20 protein-coding genes are annotated in these 18,440 nt (G+C 72.9%); 12 read left to right on the top strand and 8 right to left on the bottom strand.

Annotation, left to right across the window (positions count from 1 at the left end; all coding sequences use genetic code 11):
• The first annotated feature begins 47 nt into the window (after positions 1-47).
• Positions 48-440 carry a PPOX class F420-dependent oxidoreductase gene (locus tag ABD211_RS09925; protein ID WP_344128589.1) on the top strand — a complete coding sequence of 131 codons (393 nt, stop codon included), beginning with the start codon at positions 48-50 and terminating at the stop codon, positions 438-440.
• Here ABD211_RS09925 and ABD211_RS09920 read toward each other — a convergent pair.
• Positions 437-1,480 carry a lysylphosphatidylglycerol synthase transmembrane domain-containing protein gene (locus ABD211_RS09920; protein WP_344128588.1) on the bottom strand — a complete coding sequence of 348 codons (1,044 nt, stop codon included), beginning with the start codon at positions 1,478-1,480 and terminating at the stop codon, positions 437-439. The two genes, ABD211_RS09925 and ABD211_RS09920, sit on opposite strands and share 4 nt — an antisense overlap.
• A 137-nt stretch (positions 1,481-1,617) precedes the next feature.
• On the opposite strand from ABD211_RS09920, the gene ABD211_RS09915 reads away from it, so the two are divergent.
• From ABD211_RS09915 to ABD211_RS09905, 3 genes are all read left to right on the top strand, one after another.
• Complete coding sequence (locus ABD211_RS09915; protein ID WP_344128586.1) at positions 1,618-3,741, top strand: HelD family protein; 2,124 nt, start codon at positions 1,618-1,620, stop codon at positions 3,739-3,741.
• Positions 3,742-4,110: 369 nt separating this feature from the next.
• The gene (locus ABD211_RS09910) at positions 4,111-4,734 is read left to right on the top strand and encodes a DUF6230 family protein (RefSeq protein WP_344128584.1); all 624 of its coding nucleotides are present in this window, start codon (positions 4,111-4,113) and stop codon (positions 4,732-4,734) included.
• A gap of 50 nt (positions 4,735-4,784) precedes the next feature.
• Entirely contained in the window at positions 4,785-6,197 is a 1,413-nt protein-coding gene (locus tag ABD211_RS09905) for a DUF6114 domain-containing protein (protein ID WP_344128583.1), read from the top strand.
• On the opposite strand, the gene ABD211_RS09900 is transcribed toward ABD211_RS09905, so the two are convergent.
• The 3 genes from ABD211_RS09900 to ABD211_RS09890 all read right to left on the bottom strand — a co-directional run bounded on the left by ABD211_RS09900 (position 6,181) and on the right by ABD211_RS09890 (position 9,939).
• Positions 6,181-7,182, bottom strand: coding sequence for a glycosyltransferase family 2 protein (locus ABD211_RS09900; RefSeq protein ID WP_344128581.1), 1,002 nt, complete (start codon positions 7,180-7,182; stop codon positions 6,181-6,183). The two genes, ABD211_RS09905 and ABD211_RS09900, sit on opposite strands and share 17 nt — an antisense overlap.
• 9 nt (positions 7,183-7,191) lie before the next feature.
• A complete protein-coding gene (locus ABD211_RS09895; RefSeq protein ID WP_344128579.1) occupies positions 7,192-8,172 on the bottom strand; it encodes a glycosyltransferase family 2 protein in 981 nt (326 codons plus the stop codon).
• 87 nt (positions 8,173-8,259) lie between these two features.
• Entirely contained in the window at positions 8,260-9,939 is a 1,680-nt protein-coding gene (locus ABD211_RS09890; protein WP_344128577.1) for a DUF885 domain-containing protein, read from the bottom strand.
• Positions 9,940-10,010: 71 nt separating this feature from the next.
• On the opposite strand from ABD211_RS09890, the gene ABD211_RS09885 reads away from it, so the two are divergent.
• Positions 10,011-10,937 (top strand): DMT family transporter, encoded by a 927-nt coding sequence (locus ABD211_RS09885; RefSeq protein WP_344128575.1) that lies wholly within the window; start codon positions 10,011-10,013, stop codon positions 10,935-10,937.
• Here ABD211_RS09885 and ABD211_RS09880 read toward each other — a convergent pair.
• Positions 10,924-11,985: a PHP domain-containing protein gene (locus ABD211_RS09880; RefSeq protein WP_344128573.1), complete on the bottom strand. Its 1,062-nt coding sequence runs from the start codon at positions 11,983-11,985 to the stop codon at positions 10,924-10,926. The genes ABD211_RS09885 and ABD211_RS09880 overlap by 14 nt on opposite strands.
• 172 nt (positions 11,986-12,157) lie before the next feature.
• Here ABD211_RS09880 and ABD211_RS09875 point away from each other — a divergent pair, with 172 nt between their 5' ends.
• A complete protein-coding gene (locus ABD211_RS09875) occupies positions 12,158-12,352 on the top strand; it encodes a hypothetical protein (protein ID WP_344128571.1) in 195 nt (64 codons plus the stop codon).
• A 13-nt stretch (positions 12,353-12,365) separates the two neighbouring features.
• Entirely contained in the window at positions 12,366-13,343 is a 978-nt protein-coding gene (gene mtnA, locus ABD211_RS09870) for an S-methyl-5-thioribose-1-phosphate isomerase (RefSeq protein WP_344128570.1), read from the top strand.
• A 118-nt stretch (positions 13,344-13,461) separates the two neighbouring features.
• Here the strand turns inward: mtnA and ABD211_RS09865 are convergent, their stop codons facing one another.
• Positions 13,462-14,451, bottom strand: a complete 990-nt coding sequence (locus ABD211_RS09865; protein ID WP_344128568.1) for a prephenate dehydrogenase/arogenate dehydrogenase family protein — start codon at positions 14,449-14,451, stop codon at positions 13,462-13,464.
• 120 nt (positions 14,452-14,571) lie between these two features.
• Here ABD211_RS09865 and ABD211_RS09860 point away from each other — a divergent pair, with 120 nt between their 5' ends.
• The 5 genes from ABD211_RS09860 (at position 14,572) to ABD211_RS09840 (ending at position 17,402) form a co-directional block, all read left to right on the top strand.
• Positions 14,572-15,681: a PQQ-binding-like beta-propeller repeat protein gene (locus tag ABD211_RS09860; protein ID WP_344128567.1), complete on the top strand. Its 1,110-nt coding sequence runs from the start codon at positions 14,572-14,574 to the stop codon at positions 15,679-15,681.
• Between the two features lie 27 nt (positions 15,682-15,708).
• Complete coding sequence (locus ABD211_RS09855; RefSeq protein ID WP_344128565.1) at positions 15,709-16,047, top strand: hypothetical protein; 339 nt, start codon at positions 15,709-15,711, stop codon at positions 16,045-16,047.
• 87 nt (positions 16,048-16,134) lie between these two features.
• Entirely contained in the window at positions 16,135-16,290 is a 156-nt protein-coding gene (locus ABD211_RS09850) for a hypothetical protein (RefSeq protein ID WP_344128563.1), read from the top strand.
• Positions 16,291-16,377: 87 nt separating this feature from the next.
• The gene (locus ABD211_RS09845) at positions 16,378-16,896 is read left to right on the top strand and encodes a tRNA adenosine deaminase-associated protein (protein WP_344128561.1); all 519 of its coding nucleotides are present in this window, start codon (positions 16,378-16,380) and stop codon (positions 16,894-16,896) included.
• Positions 16,845-17,402, top strand: a complete 558-nt coding sequence (locus ABD211_RS09840; RefSeq protein ID WP_344128559.1) for a nucleoside deaminase — start codon at positions 16,845-16,847, stop codon at positions 17,400-17,402. The genes ABD211_RS09845 and ABD211_RS09840 overlap by 52 nt, the downstream gene beginning before the upstream one ends.
• Here the strand turns inward: ABD211_RS09840 and ABD211_RS09835 are convergent.
• Both ABD211_RS09835 and ABD211_RS09830 read right to left on the bottom strand, forming a co-directional pair.
• Positions 17,340-17,792, bottom strand: coding sequence for an acyl-CoA thioesterase (locus ABD211_RS09835; protein ID WP_344128558.1), 453 nt, complete (start codon positions 17,790-17,792; stop codon positions 17,340-17,342). The two genes, ABD211_RS09840 and ABD211_RS09835, sit on opposite strands and share 63 nt — an antisense overlap.
• Positions 17,793-17,796: 4 nt before the next feature.
• Positions 17,797-18,426, bottom strand: coding sequence for a TetR/AcrR family transcriptional regulator (locus ABD211_RS09830; RefSeq protein ID WP_344128618.1), 630 nt, complete (start codon positions 18,424-18,426; stop codon positions 17,797-17,799).
• Positions 18,427-18,440: the final 14 nt, after the last annotated feature.

Here is an 18,440-nt window from a genome sequence, read left to right as displayed (position 1 = left end):
CGCGAACCTGGCATCACGAGCCAACCCACCGGCGTAGGGTCCGAGGCATGGCAACACTGACCGACGCCGACGTCGCCCTGCTCAGCGAGCCCCAGTTGGCCCACCTCGCAGTCATAGATTCCGATGGGGCGCCACACGTCACACCTGTCTGGGTGGACACCGACGGGGTGCACATTCTGATCAACACGGCCAAGGGTCGGGCCAAGTACGAGAGCCTGCGGCGCGACCCGCACGTGGCGGTCTCGATCGTGGACAAGTCCGACGACTGGCGCACGCTCTGGGTGAAGGGCACCGCCGAGCTGGTCGAGGAGGGCGCGGACGCGCACATCGACAAGCTCGCGAAGAAGTACCTGGGCAAGGACAGCTACCCGTTCCGCAAGCCGGGCGAGCAGCGCGTGATTGTGCGGATCTCGCCGACCCAGAAGCTGCACCAGGGCTAGCTGGCCACCGGATCGGCCAGGGGCGCCGCCTCGGGGACCCGCCACCGGCGCTCGCTGCGCCGGATGGCGAACCACGTCACCAGCCCGGCGGGCAGGATCAGCCAGCAGGAGAACAGGCGGTAGCCGAGCACGGCGGCGGCGGCCGGCGCCTGCGCGGCCCCCGCCGACACGAGGGCCGTGAGCAGGCTCGCCTCGATGAGGCCGATGCCGCCGGGGGTCACCGGAACCTGCCGGATGAGCTGGATCGCCAGGTAGGGCGCGGCCAGGTCGAAGAAGCCGAGCGGCAGGTGGAACGCCTGGGTTGCGGCCAGGAGACACGCCAGGTCCGCGACCCAGGAGAGTACGGCGCACAGCAGCGCGAGGTGCCAGTGCCGCCACGGGACGGCGCCCGCGGCGCGAAGTGCCGACCGTACCGGGAAGATCTTGGTAGCCAGCCACCCGGTGGGGGCGACGGCGTTCTCGGCGGCGACCGACGCGGACCTCGCGGTCCGGTCACGGGTGAGCAGGCTGCCGATGGCGGCCACGCCGATGACGGCGGCGAGGACGCCGAGCGCGCCGGCCTCGTCCGGGTGGGCGTGCACCACGTCGCCGAGGCCGCTGAGCAGGTGCGCGACCGCGCCGGTGAGGTAGAGCGCGGCCAGGCCGGCAAACGAGATGAGCCCGGAGAGGATCATGACCGTGGTGGCGGTCTGGCGGCTCGCCCCCCACGTGCGGAACTGCTTGTACGCGAAACCGGACGAAACGGCCGAACCGGCCGGCAGGCCGATGGCGATCGCCGAGCGGCTCACGGTCAGCGCCATGGCGCGGGGCATCGTGGTCTCGACGCCGAAGGCCAGCAGCAGGCGCTTCTGCTGGCGGGCGAACGCGCGCAGCGAGAGCGCCTCGGCGACGGCGGCCACGAGCAGCCAGAAGGGGTTGGCGGAACGCAGTGCGGCGAGCAACTCGCCGGCGTCCGGGAGCTTGCCACGCAGCGTCAGCATCACGGCGGCCACTGTGGCCACGGCGATGATGAGGCGGAGCCACCGGGGGATGCGTTGCACGAAACGGAACCGTACTCGTCCGTTGACAGAACAACTATCGGGATTACCCCTTAAGAGATCGAGGTCACGGGCGCGGGCATCCGATGGCATGACGGACAATCAAGGGTCGCGCCCCCACCGGAAAGAGGTCCCTCGCCGTGCCCGAAGCCGTGCAGCCCACCGAGTCGGTCCGGCAGGCCGAGATCGAACGTGAGCAGCGCCACGTCGACAAGGTGTACGCGCGCCTCGACGCGGTGCGCGAGGAGGCGGAGCGTACGCACCGGGAGGGGTTCGGGATCGCGCACGCGCGTACGCCCGGGTCCCTGGTCGAGCGCGACGCGATGGTGCACCACGCGGCGCAGCGACTGCGGGCCCTCGACGCGGAGTACGAGGGACTGGTCTTCGGGCGGCTCGACCTCGTCGATGGTGAGGTGCGCCACGTCGGCCGGCTCGGGATGCGCGACGACGAGCACCAGCCGCTGGTCATCGACTGGCGCGCGCCGGGGGCGGCGCCGTTCTACCAGGCCACGGCCGAGCAGCCGCTGGGCGTCGCGCGCCGCCGGGTGATCCGTTCGGACGGCCCGAAGGTGCTCGACGTGGAGGACGACCTGCTCGACCTCGCGGGCGCCGAGGCGGCCGGGGTGTCGGTCACGGCGGTGGGCGACGGCGCCCTGATCGCGAGCCTCGCCCGCGCGAAGAGCACCCGGATGCGCGACATCGTGGCGACGATCCAGCGCGAGCAGGACGAGGCGATCCGCGCCCCCGCCGGCGGCGTGACGATCATCGAGGGCGGCCCGGGCACGGGCAAGACGGCGGTGGCGCTGCACCGGGCGGCGCACCTGCTCTACCGCGACCGGCGCCGGTTCGAGGGCGGCGGCGTGCTGCTGGTCGGCCCGTCGGCCGTGTTCATGTCCTATGTGGAGCGCGTGCTGCCGTCGCTGGGCGAGGAGACGGTCGAACTCCGGTCGCTGGGCGCCGTGATGGACGGCGTGCGGTCGCAGCGGCTCGACCCGCCCGCGCTCGCGGGCATCAAGGGCGCGCTGCGGATGCGGGGGATCCTGCGCCGCGCCGTGCGCGAGGCCCCCACGGACGCGCCCCGCGAGCTGCGGGTGGTCTTCGGCGGCCAGGTGCTGCGGGTGCGCGAGCGGGAGCTGGCCAACGTCCGTCGCCACGTCGGCGGCCGGGTGCAGCGGGCCAACGCGGCCCGCCAGGAGGTGCGCCGGGCGCTGCTCGACGCGGCCTGGGCGGCGCGGCCCCAGGGTGTGTCGTGGGAGCGGGCGCGGTTCAACGAGGACGTGGCCGACTCGGACGCCTTCGTCGACTTCGTGCCGCGCTGGTGGCCGGTCCGGACGCCGCTGGACGTCCTCGCCTCGCTGGCCGACCCGAAGCGGCTCGCCCGCGTCGGCGGCCGCGACCTGTCCCCCGCCGAGGTGTCGCCGCTCGCCCGCTCGTGGTCGACCGTGCGCGAGGACCCGTCCGTGGCCGACATCGCCCTGCTCGACGAGCTGCGCACCATGCTCGGCGAGCCGCCGGCCCCGCCCCGCAAGAAGGACCCGTACCTGCTCATCGACGGCGTCCGCGAGCTGACCAGCGCGGCCGACCGCGAGTTCGCGTCCCGCGAGCGCTACGTGCGCCCCGACAACTACGACGGGTACGCCCACGTGCTGCTCGACGAGGCGCAGGACGTCTCCCCGATGCAGTGGCGCATGCTGGGCCGCCGCGGCCAGTACGCCAGTTGGACGATCGTCGGCGACGCCGCGCAGAGCGCCTGGCCGGACCTGGCCGAGGCCCGCGCGGCCCGCGACGACGCGCTGCGCGGCAAGCGCGTGCGCCGCTTCCACCTGGGCACGAACTACCGCAACCCCGCCGAGATCTTCGAGTTCGCGGCGCCTGTCGTGCGCCGCGCCGTGCCCGACGCGGACCTGCCGGTCGCGGTGCGCCGCACCGGCGCGGTCCCGGAGCACCGCGAGGTGACCGACCTGGTGGCCGCGTCGCGCGCGGCGGTCGACGAGCTGCTCGCGGCCGTCGACGGCACGGTCGGCGTGATCAGCACGGCGGCGCGGCGGCCCGAGGTGGCGGGGTGGTTGCGGCCCGACGGCCGCCTGCAGGTCGTCGACGGCATGCAGGCCAAGGGCATGGAGTACGACGCGGTGCTCGTCGTCGCGCCCGAGGAGCTGGCGGCCGAGTCGGCGGCCGGCGTGCGGGTGCTCTATGTCGCCCTGACGCGGGCGACGCACCGCCTCATCACCGTTGGTGCCAACGATTCCTGGCTCAACGGCTGAACAACCGGCGCCTGGATCGGCCGAACGGTGGAGGACCTGAGGCCTACCTCAAGATTGTTACCGGACCGTAACTCTACCGTTGAGTAACACGTGTGGGCCCGCTCACAGTGATCGTTTGGCCTTCGACAGGGCAATGGTCCGAATTGGTTACTAGCAAGTAACCAACGTCACCTCACGCTGCGTGATCATGGCGCGGGTGCAAGGTGACACGCGTGCCACCCCCCTCTTGTTACCGCCGGGTTCGCCGCGAGAGCATCTGGCCCACCTGCGCCGACGTACTCGGCGTCGATCTACGTCCCAAGCTGTGGTCATCGTTCGACGATGCTCGTCGCTCGTCGCGGCGTGCCACCAAGCAAGAAGGAGTTCCGCATGACGGACTCGAACAACGCGGCTGTCGGCCGCACGCGGTGGCGCCGGTTCGCCGCCGTGATGGGCGGGGCGACCGTCGTCGCCGGCGCCCTGGTCTTCGGCGTTGCCAACGGCGCGATCGCCGCCTCCTTCAACATCTCCGGCGAGCAGTTCAAGGTCTCGGCCTCCGAACTGGACGGACAGGGCTTCGCCCAGTTTGGCGGGTACGAGACGGTCGCCAAGGACGGCTCGAAGATCCCGGTCGCCACGTCGGTGATCAAGTCGGCCACGCTGAAGAACATGTGCCAGTCGGTCGACGCGTCCAGCCCGCTCTTCCCCGGCCTCAAGATCGTCCTGCGCATCGAGGCCGGCAAGTCGACCCCCGCGTCGGCGACCAACCTGGTCATCGGCATGACCGAGCTGTCCGGCAACGCCACCTTCACCAACATCAACATTGGTGCGGACGGCGGCGAGGTCAGCGGCAGCAAGCTCCTGACCGGCACGTTCGCCCAGAACGCCGCCGGCGTCAAGATCACCGATCTGGAGCAGAAGGCCTACTCGACGACCGCCGGCACCTTCGCCCTCAACGGGCTCTCCATGAAGGTCCTCACCGGCGACGACGCGGTCGAGTGCTTCGAGGACTGACCTTCCCCGGTCAGTAGGTCAGGACAGAGCGCGAGCTAGGAGCAGGCGTGATGGGTAAGACAGCAGCGGGACGCCGTGAGTCCGGCCGGACACGGCTGACCTTCCGACAGTGGCGGCGGAGCCGACCCTTCTGGGGCGGGCTCTTCTTCGTCCTCTCCGGGCTGTTGCTGTTGTTCAGCAGCCACATGGACCTCAACGGCCTGCAGATCCATGTGGGCGTCGAGGGCTTCCTGTCGTACCTGCTGCCGCTGCTCATGCTGCTGTCCGGGCTGTTGCTGTGGTTCACCCCGCAGCAGCGCATCTTCTACAGCGCCATCGGCACGGTCACGGCGCTGTACTCCTTCGTCGGCCTCAACTTCGGCGGGCTCGGCTGCGGCATGCTGTTCGGCATGATCGGTGGCGCGCTCGCCTTCGCCTGGGCGCCGGTGCGGCCCGCGGCCGCGCCGGCGGACCAGGCGGACCCCTCGTCGGATGACGACCATCAGGTGGACGCCCCGGCGGACACCACTGTGGACAGCGCGAACCACGGCAGTGACAACGGCGTCCTGCCGTGGTTCGGCGCGTCCGACAGCCCTGGCGCGTCCGCCGACTCGCCCACGGCCGCGCAGCCGCCGGCGCCGCGGCACTACGCCGCGCCCGACGAGTCGCGCCCCGCGAACGGCGCCCGGCCGAACGCACAGTGGCCCGGCCGTACGCTGTCGCTGATCGTGGTGCCGGCGCTGATCGTCGCGGCGGTGGCCGCCGGTGCGCTCAGCGGCTCCGGCACGGCGAACGCGGCCGGCGTCGAGCCGACGCCGCTCGTGGCCTGGCTGCTCGGCGAGGTCGCCGGAGACAGCACCGAGGAGCCCACGGCGACGCCCACCGGGGCCGCGCCGACCACGGCCACCGAGCCGACCGGCGCGCCCGGGACCACCGCGCCGTCGACCGCGGTGCCCGGGACCACGTCCGCGCCCCGGACGACCGGCGCGCCGGACGACACGTCCGCCCCGTCGACCACGTCCGGGCCGGCCACGACGTCCGCGCCGGTCACCACGGCCCCACCGACCATGACGCTGCCGAAGACGACCCTCGCCGGCAACGTCGTCGCGGTGAAGGACTCCGTCCTCACCACCGCGAAGCTCACCGTGAAGGACCTGACCTACGCCGGCGTCGCCGTCCTCAGCACCGCCACCGGGGCGACCAAGACCACGCTGGAACTGCGCTCCGGCACGTTGCGGACGGCCGCCGTCCGGCTGACCGGCAACGGCAGCGTGATGACCGCGGACTCGCTGACCATCGGCGGCGCCACGGTCTTCGTCACCAGCCTCACCGGCAAGCTCGGCGGCGTCGAGATCACCATCACGCCGACCGCCGTCCCGCCGCTCGGCGACGCGTTCGAGCTCACCGACGTCACGGTGCACCTCGCGCTCGTCCAGGGCGACGAGCTCAGCACCCCGGGCATGAAGCTCAGCCTCGACCGGTAGGCGACCTCCGGATCAGGCGCCTGGTCGCGCCGGCCGCGGCGTAGGCGCGGTAGGTCCACCAGGACCCGCTGCCGAGGACGCGCCGCCGGACGGCGTCCCCCAGGCCGATCGCCGGCGTGGCGCGGCCGTGGCGGCGGTACGCGGCGGCGAACTGAGCGAAGATCGCCCGGCGTACGGGCGCCGGCAGGTCGGGTTGCGCCGACCCGACAAAGCCGCGCAGGACGAGCCACTGCGTCGCGACGCCGCGGAGCGGGTCGTCGGGCGGCAGTCGTCTGCTGTCGAGGTGCTCGTAGACCCGACGGGACTGCTCGATCAACATCCGGCAGCGGGCCTCCGCCGGCTTCGCCGTGATCGACCCGGGCCGGCCCGTGCGGTAGAAGTAGCAGACCCGTCGCAGCAGGGCGATGCGTTGCGCGGCGACGAGCAGCGCGAACGTGAACGGGACATCCTGGTGCCAGCCGGGATGGAACGGCAGCCCGGCACGGACGACCAGCTCCCGGGTGACCACACGGGTCCACGGGGCCGGGTTGTGGAAGGCCCCCGGCCAGTCGAGAAACCGGAACACCTCGGGTACGCCCGGGGGCGGCTGCATCGGGTGGACCGTCGACTCGCCGCCGGCGACGAAAGCGCTGTCGAGGAGAAGCATGTCGGCCGCCGTGGCGCGGATCCGGTCCAGGATGGCGGCGACCGCGCCCTCGGCGAGCCAGTCGTCGCTGTCGATGAACCAGACGTAGTCGCCCGTCGCGGTCGCGAACCCGGCCCCCCGGGCCGGCCCCTGGCCGACGTTGCGATCGAGGTGGATCACGCGTACGCGCGGGTCGCGGGTGGCGTACCCGTCGAGGATCTGTCCGCAGTTGTCGGGGGAGGCGTCGTCGACGGCGATCAGTTCCAGGTCGGTGAACGACTGGGTGAGGACCGAGTCGAGGCACTGCCGCAGGTAGGGCTCGACGCCGTGGACCGGCACGATCACGCTGAGCGCTGGCACGGGCCGCCCCTACGACCTGCGGACCAGGTCGCGGGCCGCCGCGCCCGCGCACCAGACACGGTGGGCCCACCACATGTCGTGCACGACCATCCGCCGCCGCAGCCGGTCCCGGATGCTTCCCCGGAGGTGGACGCTGCAGCGCCGGCGGAACTCCTCGGACAGCCCGCGCAGCAGTGCCCGCCGGGCCGGCAGCGGCAGGCTCCGGTCGCCGGGGACCGACCAGCCTAGCGTGATCATCCGGTGGAGCACGACCTCCCGCAGCGGGTCGTCGGCCGGCACGCCCGCACGGTCGAGCTGATCGAAGACGCGGGAGAACTGGGTGACGACGGCGAGCTTGCGGTCGCTGCCGGTGTTCATGGTGGAGGTCGGCCGGTCGGCGCGGTAGAAGTAGCACACCCGGGGGAGCACCGCGATCCGTCGCGCCGCCAGGAGCAGCGCGAACGTGAAGGGCAGGTCCTCGAACGCCCCGGCGTGGAACGGCGACCCGGCGCGCACCACCAGGTCGCGGCTGACGACCCGGCACCACGCCTTCGCGCTGTTGAACGCGCCCGGCCAGTCGGCGAACCGGAACGGCTCGGGCACGGCCGCGGGCGGCCGGAAGCGCTCGACGGTGTCCGTGGCCGCGCGGTAGACGGCGTCGAAGCACAGCATGTCGGCCGACGTCTCCCGCAACCGTCCGGCGATCGCCTCGAGCGCGCCGTCGGCGAGCCAGTCGTCGCCGTCGACGAACCAGACGTGGTCACCGGTCGCGACGGCGAAGCCGGCGCCCCGGGCGGGCCCCGCGTCACCGGCCGACGAGCGGCGGACGACGCGGACGCGCGGGTCGCGTGCGGCGTACTCCTGAAGGATGTTTCCGCAGTTGTCGGGGGACGCGTCGTCGACGGCGACGACCTCGAAGTCCGTGAAGGCCTGGCCCAGGACCGAGTCGAGGCACTGCCGCAGGTAGGGCTCGACGCCGTGGATCGGGATCACGATGCTGAGCAGCGGCACGGACCCTCCATAGATCAGGAGGGGTCCCGGGGCGATTCTAGGTCGCGGCGCGCCCGGCTCACCGGGACGCGCCGCGACCGGCGGTGCTCAGATGCGGGCCAGGGCCGCGCGCAGCGGGTCCAGGCCGAGGGCGCCCAGGTCGAGGGCCGCCCGGTGGAACGCCTTGAGGTCGAAGTCGGCGCCCTTGCGGGCCTCGGCGTCGGCGCGGGCCTGCAGCCAGATGCGCTCGCCCACCTTGTACGACGGGGCCTGGCCGGGCCAGCCCAGGTACCGGTTGAGCTCGAAGCGCAGCAGCTCGTCCTCCATGCGGGTGTGCGCCCGCAGGAACTCCCAGCCCAGCTCCGGCGTCCAGCGCTCGCCCGGGTGGAAGCCGAACGGGTTGTCGCGCGGGATCTCCAGCTCCAGGTGCATGCCGATGTCGACGATGACGCGGCTCGCGCGGAACGTCTGCGCGTCGAGCATGCCGAGCTTGTCGCCCGGGTCGTCGAGGTAGCCCAGCTCGTCCATGAGGCGCTCGGCGTACAGGGCCCAGCCCTCGCCGTGGCCGGAGACCCAGCAGAGCAGGCGCTGCCAACGGTTGAGCAGCTCCTTGCGGACGACCGTCTGGGCGACCTGCAGGTGATGGCCGGGCACACCCTCGTGGTAGACGGTGGTCACCTCGCGCCAGGTGGAGAACGCGTCGATGCCCTCCGGCACGGCCCACCACATCCGGCCCGGCCGGGAGAAGTCCTCGCTCGGGCCCGTGTAGTAGACGCCGCCGTCGCTCGTCGGCGCGATCATGCATTCGATGCGGCGCACCTGCTCAGGGATGTCGAAGTGGGTGCCGGCCAGCTCGTCGACCGCCTTCTGGGCGAGCTGCTGCATCCACTCGCGGAAGGCCTCCTTGCCGGGGATGTTGCGCGCCGGGTCGGCGTCGAGCGCCGCCACGGCCTCGTCCACCGTGCCGCCCGGGACGATCCGGTCGGCGGTGGCCCGCATCTCGGTCTCCAGCCGGGCCAGCTCCTCGAAGCCCCACGCGTAGGTCTCGTCGAGGTCGACCCTGGCGCCGAGGAAGTACTGCGAGGCGAGTCTGTAGCGGTCGCGGCCGACGGCCTGCTTCGCGCGGCCCTGCGGGGCGAGCTCGTCGCGCAGGAACGCGGCGAACCCGGCGGTGGCCTCGGTGGCGGCGGCCGCGGCGGCGTCGAGGTCGCGGCCCAGCGACGCGGGCACGTCGCCTTCGGCGCGCACCCGCTCGACCAGGCCCGGCCAGAAGTTGTCCCGGGCCGGGTCGCTCCAGCTGTCGCACTGCTTGGCCATCTCGAGCATCTGGTGGCGGGCCGACACGTGCCCGCGCGCGGCCGCGTCCCGCACCGTCTCGGTGAACTCGGCGACCGCCGCCGGGAAGGCCGCCATCCGGGCGGCGATGTTCGCGGCCGCGTCGTTGCCCGACAGCGGCATGAGGTCGAACACGCCCCGGGTGGCGTGCAGCGCGCTGGAGATCACGTTGATCTCGCTGGTCAGCTCGCCGGCGTCGTACCGGGCCAGGGCGAGTCCCAGGCGCTCGGACATCGCCTCCTTGGCGACGCGTTCGCGTTCGTCAGCGGGTTCGACCGCGGAAAGATCCTGGAGAGTACGCCGGTCCAGCTCGGCGAGGGCGGCGAACCCGTCGGGGGAGAGGTCGGTCAGCTTGTCATCGTGGCCGGAGATGCCGACCGACGTCGCGCCGACCGGATCGAGAGCGGCCCACGCGTCGACGTATCCGTCGGCGATGTCATCTGTTCTTCCCATTCGTGCAACTTACCGCCGGACGCGGGAAAAGGGCGCGCGCTCTGTCGCACGTAACCTGCAGGATAGGCGTCGTGACGAGTGCGGTCCTTACCGAACGCCCGGCGGTCGACGCCCGGGCATGGCTTCCGGCGTACGGGGCCCTTGCCGTGCTGTGGGGCGCGAGCTTCCTCTTCATCAAGGTCGCGGTCGAGGGCGGCGTCGCACCCATATACCTGACGCTGGGTCGCTGTGCGGCCGGCGCGCTGGTCCTCGTCGTGCTGCTGCTCGTCACCCGCGACCGGCTGCCCACCGACAAGCGCCTGTGGGGGCAACTGGCGCTGCTCGCGTTCATCGGCAACGTCATCCCGTTCACCCTCTTCGGGTACGGCGAGCAGCGCATCTCATCGATCCTCGCCGGCATCTGGAACGGCACCACGCCCCTGCTCGTGCTGATCGTCATCCTGCTGTTCATGCCGTCCGAGCGGCCGACGCGCGAACGCATCATCGGCCTGGCCGTCGGGTTCGTCGGCGTCCTCGTGGTCCTCGGCGTGTGGCGGGGTGTCGGCGGCGGGGAGCTCGCCGGCCAGCTCATGTGCCTCGGGGCGGCCGCGTGTTACAGCGTCGCCCTCCCGTACACCAGAAAGATCATGAAAGAGCGACCCGAGTCGGGCCTCGCGCTCGCCGGCGGACAGCTCGTCGCGGCCACCGTGCAGCTGATCGTCATCGCGCCGCTGCTCGCGGGCGCCCCGCCGCGTCCCTCGACGCTGACGCCCGAGGTGACCGGCAGCATCCTCGCGCTCGGCGCCCTGGGCACCGGGGTCGCGTTCGCGCTGAACTTCCGGGTCATCCGGCTCGCCGGGCCGACCACGTCGGCCACGGTCACCTACGTGATCCCGGTCGTGTCGACCATCATCGGCATCGCGGTCCTGCGCGAGCACCTCAGCTGGTACGAGCCGGTGGGCGCGGTCATCGTCCTCGCCGGGGTCGCGCTGTCCCAACGCACGCCTAGGCGTGCCTAGCCGTCCAGGCGAGCAGGTCGTCGGCCCGCATCGTGTTGACCACGCGGACCGGGTCGACGCCGCTGGCCACCGCCCGCGTGCAGCCCACCAGCTGCCAGTCGAGCTGGCCGGGGGCGTGCGCGTCGGTGTCGATCGCGAACCGGCAGCCCGCCTCGACGGCCAGCCGCAGCAGGCGCTTCGGCGGGTCGAGCCGGTCGGGGCGACTGTTGATCTCGACGGCCTTGTCGTGCTCGGCGCACGCCGCGAAGACGGCCAGGGCGTCGAACCGGCTCTCCGGCCGGCCACGGCCCCGGTGGCCCTTGTCGCCGCCGGTCGTGGCGAGCTTGCGGCCCGTGCAGTGGCCGAGGATGTCCAGGTGCGGGTTGCGGACGGCGGCCAGCATGCGGCGGGTCATCACGTCCGGCTCGTCGGCGAGGTTGCTGTGGATCGAGCCGACCACCACGTCGAGCTGGGCGAGCAGGTCGTCCTTCTGATCCAGCGAGCCGTCCGCGAGGATGTCCACCTCGATGCCCGTGAGGATGCGGAACGTGGTGTCCGCGGCCGCGAACGTCTCGTTGAGCGCGGCGACCACGTCGAGCTGCTCGCGCAGGCGGCTGGCCGTCAGCCCGTTGGCCACCGTCAGGCGCGGCGAGTGGTCGGTCAGCACCAGGTACTCGTGGCCCAGGCCGAGGGCGGCCATCGCCATCTCCTCGATCGGCGCCGAGCCGTCCGACCACTCCGAGTGCGTGTGGCAGTCGCCGCGCAGCGCCTTGCGCAGCGCGGCCGTCGCCCCGTCCACATCGGAACCCTCCGTGGCGAGCAGTCGACGCAGGTAGACGGGCTCCTCGCCGGCCAGCGACTCCTCGACGCACCGGGCCGTCACGGTGCCGACCCCGGCCAGCTTCGTCAGTGTGCCCGCCGCCGCCCGCGACGCGATCTCCTCGGCGGACAGCTTCGTCAGGGTCGCGGCCGCCGAGCGGAACGCGCGGACGCGGTAGGTCGCCTCGTTCGCCGTCTCCAGCAGGAACGCGATGCGTTGCAGGTCAGCGACCGGATCACGGGTGGCCATGCCTCCCACCGTAGACCGTCCCCACCCGCCGCCACGTCCATCTCGGTATGGTGCGCGGCGATGACACACGTACCCACGCAGCAGTTCGGGCTTGCCGATGAGGCCGCGGCCCAGGGGGCGTGGGTCGCACCCGCTCGCGCGTCCACTGTGTTCTATCCGCCGCGCGCCCTCAGTGCCCGCTCAAGCGGGTCCTGCAACTGCTGGGCAGCCTGCTGCTGTTCATCGGCTCGTCGCCGCCGAGGACCGGGCCAAGCTCGAACAGATCCTCGGCCTCGACCACACGACGCTCGGCGAGATGCAGGCCGGTCTGGTCATCGTGAGCCCGCTGCTGGCGAGTGCGGCCGCCGCGCTGCTGCCCCGGTTCTAGGTAGCGTGTGCGCATGCGGACGATCGACTGGGTGGACGGCGCGGTAGAGATCATCGACCAGACCGCGTTGCCGGACACGGAACGGACCCTCCGGCTCAGCACCGTCGACGAGGTGATCGACGCGATCCAGCGGCTCGCCGTGCGGGGCGCGCCCGCGATCGGGGTGGCCGGCGCGTTCGGGGTCGCGATCGCCGCGCGCGAGTTCGCCGGGGAGCCCGACGCGCTGTCGTCGGCCGTACTCCGGCTGGAGACCGCGCGGCCCACGGCGGTGAACCTGGCCCGTGGGGTGCGGCTCGCCGCCGCCGCTCTGGCCACCGGGCCGGAGGCCGTCCTCGAGGCCGCGTTGGCGCTGCGCGACGCGGAGGTGACCAGCTCGGCCGCGATGGCTTCGCTCGGTGCGGACCTCGTGACGGAGCTGTGCGGGTCCTCGCCGCGGCTGCTGACGCACTGCAACACCGGTGGGCTGGCCACCGTCACCGGCGGGACGGCGCTCGGCGTGGTCGCGGAGCTGCACCGGCGCGGCGGGCTCGGCGGCGTCATCGCCAGCGAGACCCGGCCACTGCTGCAGGGCGCCCGGCTCACCGCGTGGGAGCTGGGCCGGCTCGGCATCGACTACCGGGTGGCGGTCGACGGGGCGGGGCCGTTCCTCATGGCCCGCGGTGAGGTCGACGCGGTGATCCTCGGCGCCGACCGGGTCTGCGCGAACGGCGACGTGATCAACAAGGTGGGCAGCTACGCGCACGCGCTCGGCGCGAGGGCGGCCGGCATCCCGTTCATCGTCGTGGCGCCCGAGTCGACGGTCGACGAGCACACCCCGTCCGGCGACTCGGTCGAGATCGAGGACCGCGCCGCCGACGAGGTCCTCCACTTCGGCACCACCCGCAGCACCCCTCCCGGGGCCCGCGCGATCAACCCCGCCTTCGACGTAACCCCCGCCGCCCTGGTCACGGCAATCGTCACGGACACCCGCGTCCTCCGCCCCGCCCCCTGACCGCGTCCCGCGTGCCCCACGCCGCGCCGCGTCGCGCTGCAAAAGTCGACTTCTGCACCCTTCGCAGGCCCGGACAACCGGCGAAAGTCGACTTTTGCAGCGCGGGGAGCGGTGGGGGTCAGGTGGGGCGGACGGCCGTGGCCGTTTGGCGGTCGGGGGAGATGGACGTCAGCCAGCCGCCTGATTCGCCCAGGGCCAGGAGGTCCTTGGGGTGGGTGGGGATCGTTGCGGTGGCGCTCCAGCCTCGGGGCCAGGAGGTGCGGACGTCGTGGCCGGGCTGCGCCCAGCTGCCGACCGCCGCGACCGGGTCGTCGGCCTGGAGGGCCTCGCGGGCGAGGGTCAGCTCGGCCAGCAACGCGTCGAGCGCCGCTAGCACGGGGCCCGAGTTGCCGCCGCACATCGCGGCGATCAGGCCGGGCGGGCTGCTGGCGACGCGGGTGCCGTCGCGGAACGATCCGGCCGCCAGGGTGCCGGCCAACGGGACGGCCGCCGCGCGGGACAGGGCGGAGGCGAGCAGGTGCGGCACGTGCGACACGGTCGCGACGGCCTCGTCGTGGGCGATCGCCGTGGTGGGCACGACCCGTACGCCCAGCTCGGTGACCAGGGTGGCGACGGTCAGCCAGTCGCCGAGGTCCGTCTCGGCGTCCAGGCAGAGCACCCACGCGCAGCCGCGGAACAGGTCGGCGTCGGCGGCGGCGAAGCCGGCCCGCTCGCGCCCTGCCATCGGGTGGCCGCCGACATAGCCGGCCAGCCGCTGCCCGCCGTCGCGCCAGCCGAGCCGCTGGTTGACCAGCTCGCGGACGGGCTGCTTCACGGACACGGCGTCGGTGACCAGCCCGCTGTAGCCGGCGGCCGCGATCTGGTCGAGGACCCCGCCGACGGCCGGCAGCGGCGTGGCGATGGCGACCAGGTCGGCGTGGCGCAGCGTGTCGCGCAGCGACTTGGCGACCTCCCAGCGCGCGTCGGCGGGCGCCTGGGCGGCGGCGTTGCGGGCCATGGCGCGGGTGGCCGGGTCGGCGTCGAAGCCGATGGCGCGGTGCCCGCCGGCCGCGAGGGCGCGCAGCAGGGAACCCCCGATGAGCCCGAGCCCGATGACCGCGACATCCACGCGGACACCTTATTCCGGTGTGTGTCGGTCTCGCGTACGGCCACCGTGTCTGAGCGTCGCGGTTAGCGTGCTTATGTGACGAAATTTCGCACAAACGTCCTCAGATATCTCCTCGGCGCCGTGATCGTTGTATGCCACGGGTCGGCCGCCAGCGCCGCGACGCCCGTGGTCGCTCTCCGGCCCGACGCCACCGCCGCCTTCGACGGCGCCGTGCGCGCGGTCGTCTACGCGGGCGGCACCGTCTACGTCGGCGGGGACTTCACCAGGGCGTACGCGGGCGGCCGGGCGCACGCCCGGGAGCATCTGGCCGCGCTGGACGCGCGCAGCGGAACCCTGCTCCCCTGGCACCCGGTCGCCGACGGCCCCGTGTACGCCCTCGCGGCCGCCACCGGCACGGTCTTCGCGGGCGGGGAGTTCGCCCGCGTCAACGACGAGGAGCGGGCGTACCTCGCGGCCCTCGACGCCGCGACGGGTGACCTGGACGCGCGGTTCGACCACACCGTCGACGGCCCCGTCCACGCGGCCGCCGTCGGGCACGGCCGCCTGTACGTGGCCGGTGAGGTGCACCGCGTCGACGGCGGGCGGCGCGGCGGCGCGGCGGCGTTCGACCTCTCCGACGGCCGACTCCTCGACGACTGGCGACCCCGCGCCAACGGCCGCGTCCACGCCGTCGCGGTCGCCCCCGACCGGGTGTTCCTCGGCGGTGCGTTCACGGAACTGAACGGCACGGGGACGCGCTTCCTCGCGGTCGTCGACCCGTACTCGGGGGAACTGGAAACGGGATTCCGGGCCGACCCCCGCGCGGCGGTGCACGGCATCGCGGTCGCCGACCGGGGCGTGTACGTCGCGACGGCCGGCACCGGCGGGCGCGGCTTCGCGTTCGGCCCGGACGGCGCGCGCCGGTGGACGTTCGCCACGGACGGCGACATCCAGGCCGTCGTCGTGGTCGGCGCGATGGTGCTGTTCGGCGGCCACTTCGACCACGCCTGCCGCACCGGGCGGACGGGCGAGCGGGGCCGCTGCGTGGACGGCACGCAGACGCGCGTGAAACTTGCCGCCGCGGCCGTCACCGACGGGCGGCTGCTGCCCTGGCGCGCGGACGCCAACGGAGTGACCGGCGTACTGGCCATGACCGTGGATCTGTCCGTCGGCAAGCTGTCGGTGGGCGGGCTCTTCACGGCGATCGGCGGCGCGCCGCAGCGGCGATTCGCGCAGTTCAGTCTTGGCTGACGGGCACAGGACACTACGCTTCGTGCGATGGATCGCTCCCGTACCCCTTCGGGTCTGTTCCCGTCCGGGCCGCTGCGCCCCGCGTTCCGCGAGCCGCACCCGGTCCGGGTCGGCGCCGTGCTCGCGGGGGCCGGGGCGACGGCCGGCTGGCTGCTCGTCTCCGCGCTGCTCGCCACGTCGCCGCGCAGCTTCGTGTGGCTCGTCCTGGGGGCGGCGATCCTCGCGTGGTTGGTGGCCGTACTGCTGACGTTCGTCGGCGATCGCGGGGTGGCCGTCGGGGTCGCGTTGTCGGCCGGCGCGGGGGTCGCGATCGCGATCGGCCTGGTCGTCGCCAGGTGGGTGACCACTGGCTGGTTTCTTTGGTAAAGGCCCACGTCAAGCGCACTGTCGTGGCTCTGTCACGGCCTGTCACGACCCTTGACGGCGTCGCGCCCATGGCTCACTCTCGGCGACATGGTGTGGAACCCGCAGCGGCTCGACCCGGACCGCCATCGGCGGCGGTTGGAGGTGCTCGCCGCGTTGGCCAACGCCAAGGCGCTGCGCGAACGCGCCGGGAGCGTCCGACGGGTGGGCCGGCTGGTCGTGCCGCGACGCCGCGTCGTCGGCTGAGCTCACGATCCGGGCGGCCGCACCGGTCGCCCGCGTACATGATCGTTCGTTGTTCATGGTCGGGGTGCCAAGTCGTCCGGGGGGACCGTGTCTTACTTCGCCGCAGCGCTGGTCAGGGATGCCGGGACCTGGGCCGCGTCCGAGTTCTCGCTTACCGGCCTCGCTGACGTCGAGGACGTCGCCGAGCGGCTCCGCGACGTCGATCCGGACGCCGATACGGCGCTGCTCTTCGTCGAGTCCGACGACTCGTACCTGGTGATCATCAGGCTGGACGACGGCGAGGACCTGCGGGTCTTCGGCTCGGACGCCGCCTTCGCCGACGAGTCGCGCATCGGCGCGCTGCTGCTCGGCGAGATCGAGGAGCCCGTACTCGACATTGACGAGGAGACCGCGGCGCCGGCGGACGACGACGCGGAGCAGCCCCCGCTCACGCCGCCCGACGCCGACCCGGTGGGCGACGCGGACCTGCTGTCGGACCTGGGCGTGCCGTCGCCCCGGCTGCTGGCGCTGTGCGCGCAGGAGGGCATGCTGCCCGCCGACATCACGGCCGAGGTGTGCCAGGCCATCGGCGCCGGCGACGAGGTCGAAGAACTGCGCGAGGCGTGATCCGTAGAGAGCGCCATATTGCGTGGATGCGCCGTGCACTGGAGGTGGCCGCCGACGACGGCCTCGTGGCGGGCCGGCCGGCGATCGACATTCCCGTCGGCGCGGTCATCTACGGGCCCGACGGCACGGAGCTGGCCGTCGGCCGCAACGAGCGCGAGCTGACGGGCGACCCGACGGCGCACGCCGAGATCCTCGCCCTGCGCCGCGCGGCGGCCGCCCGCGGCGACGGCTGGCGCCTGGACGGCTGCACCCTCGTCGTCACCGTCGAACCGTGCACGATGTGCGCCGGCGCGCTGGTCCTGGCCAGGATCGCCGTCGTGGTGTTCGGCGCGTGGGAGCCGAAGACGGGCGCCGTCGGCTCGCTGTGGGACGTGGTCCGCGACGCCCGGCTCAACCACCGGCCCGAGGTCTACGCGGGGGTGCTCGAGGCGGAGTGCGCGGCCTTAATGAGAGATTTCTTCCGGAGTACGCAGCAACGTGGCGGCGATGCCGCGGGCGTCGGCTGACCAGGGGGCGGGACGCAGCGTGCGCGGGTCGAGCTTCACGTTGACCCGCCGCCCGGCGGCGTAGACGGCCGACCCGTCCGGCGAGGTGAACTCGAACCCCACCACGGCGCTCGTCTCGCCGAGTTTGTCCAGCCAGAACCGCACGATCACGTCGCCGGTCCCCCGGATCGGCCGGTAGTAGGTGATGCTGAACTCCCGCACCGCGTTGACCACGTCCGTCGAGGTCGGCCCGGACTCGGTGAACGCGTGCCCGTGGTCGGCCCAGAACGCGGTGATCGCCCGCTCCAGCATCAGCGCGTACCGCGCGTTGTGCACGATGCCCATCGCGTCAAGATCGTCGAAGTGCACCGGCACGGTGCGGGTATGTCCAAAGGCGACGGCGGCGGTCATGCTTTCACTCCTCGGGCAGCAGGGTCGGGTCGGTCAGCAGGGGCCGCAGCAGGCGCAGCACCGCGCCCCGCGACAGCGTGTAGGCGCGCTCCGGGTCGACCATCCGGGCGCGGTAGACGGCGGCGGTCCCGGCCGCGTCGACGGCGAACGCCAGCAGGTCAGGGTCGGTGTCCTCGGCCAGATCGCCGATCGCGACGGCCTCGCCGGCCAGGCGTTCCAGGGTGGTCAGCCACTCGGCGGACACTTCACACAGGCGGTCGTGCACGGCCCCTTCGCGAGCGTCGTACTCGTACTGCGCGCCGACAAAGAAACATCCCCCGGGGAGTACGCCGTCGGCGTAGAAGCGCAGGCGCGACTCGTGCACGGCGAACAGCCGCCGGACCCCCCTGGGGTTGGCCAGCGCGGGGCGCAGGACCAGGTCGCCGAACTGCTCGCGGGCGTGCTCGATGGTGGCGAGCTGGAGCTCCTCCTTGGATGCCCAGTGAGCGAACAGCGCCGACTTGCTCACCGGGAGCCGCTGGGCGAGCTGGCTGAGCGACAGCCCACCGAGCCCTTCCACGGAGGCGAGCCGCACGGCGGCGTCGAGCACGTTCGCCCGCGTCCGCTCCCCACGGGCCAGCCGCCCATCAACCATCACGCGAGTCACCC

The organism is Luedemannella flava (assembly GCF_039528515.1).
Lineage (GTDB): Bacteria > Actinomycetota > Actinomycetes > Mycobacteriales > Micromonosporaceae > Luedemannella > Luedemannella flava.
Note: the sequence above shows the minus strand (reverse complement) of the source record. Positions and strands in the feature narration are given on the sequence as shown.

Excerpts from the sequence above, each read along its gene's own strand:
- ABD211_RS09890 (WP_344128577.1), bottom strand. The coding sequence starts at position 9,939 with ATGGGAAGAACAGATGACATCGCCGACGGATACGTCGACGCGTGGGCC.
- ABD211_RS09905 (WP_344128583.1), top strand. The coding sequence starts at position 4,785 with ATGGGTAAGACAGCAGCGGGACGCCGTGAGTCCGGCCGGACACGGCTG.
- ABD211_RS09835 (WP_344128558.1), bottom strand. The coding sequence starts at position 17,792 with ATGACCGCCGCCGTCGCCTTTGGACATACCCGCACCGTGCCGGTGCAC.
- ABD211_RS09880 (WP_344128573.1), bottom strand. The coding sequence starts at position 11,985 with ATGGCCACCCGTGATCCGGTCGCTGACCTGCAACGCATCGCGTTCCTG.
- ABD211_RS09925 (WP_344128589.1), top strand. The coding sequence starts at position 48 with ATGGCAACACTGACCGACGCCGACGTCGCCCTGCTCAGCGAGCCCCAG.
- ABD211_RS09855 (WP_344128565.1), top strand. The coding sequence starts at position 15,709 with ATGGATCGCTCCCGTACCCCTTCGGGTCTGTTCCCGTCCGGGCCGCTG.
- ABD211_RS09830 (WP_344128618.1), bottom strand. The coding sequence starts at position 18,426 with ATGGTTGATGGGCGGCTGGCCCGTGGGGAGCGGACGCGGGCGAACGTG.
- mtnA (WP_344128570.1), top strand. The coding sequence starts at position 12,366 with ATGCGGACGATCGACTGGGTGGACGGCGCGGTAGAGATCATCGACCAG.
- ABD211_RS09910 (WP_344128584.1), top strand. The coding sequence starts at position 4,111 with ATGACGGACTCGAACAACGCGGCTGTCGGCCGCACGCGGTGGCGCCGG.
- ABD211_RS09850 (WP_344128563.1), top strand. The coding sequence starts at position 16,135 with ATGGTGTGGAACCCGCAGCGGCTCGACCCGGACCGCCATCGGCGGCGG.